The following is a 255-nucleotide window of genomic DNA, read 5'->3' on the forward strand; positions in this document are numbered from 1 at the left end:
TGTGGACGAGATTACTCAGCCTCCATAGGCCTGGTTCCCAGGCAACATACAACGGGCGGCAAACCTTGCTTGGGGCGAATCAGCAAGCGCGGGGATGGTAATCAGCGACGACTGCTGATCCAGTGCGCGAGGGTTTATTTGATGGGGCTGCAGCGCCAAACCGGCAAGCTGGCGGACTGGGTGAAAGACTTGCTGCGCGCTCATCACCCCAACCTGGTGGTTTGCGCTATCGCCAACAAGCTGGCCCGCATCGCC

At 60.0% G+C, this 255-nt stretch carries 1 protein-coding gene; it reads left to right on the plus strand.

Going from position 1 to position 255, the window contains the following annotated elements:
* Nucleotides 1–255, plus strand: a 255-nt coding sequence (locus L6D77_RS27150) for a transposase (protein WP_236170242.1), incomplete at both ends; no start/stop codon positions are given.

It is taken from the genome of Pseudomonas parasichuanensis, from assembly GCF_021601385.1.
GTDB lineage: Bacteria > Pseudomonadota > Gammaproteobacteria > Pseudomonadales > Pseudomonadaceae > Aquipseudomonas > Aquipseudomonas parasichuanensis.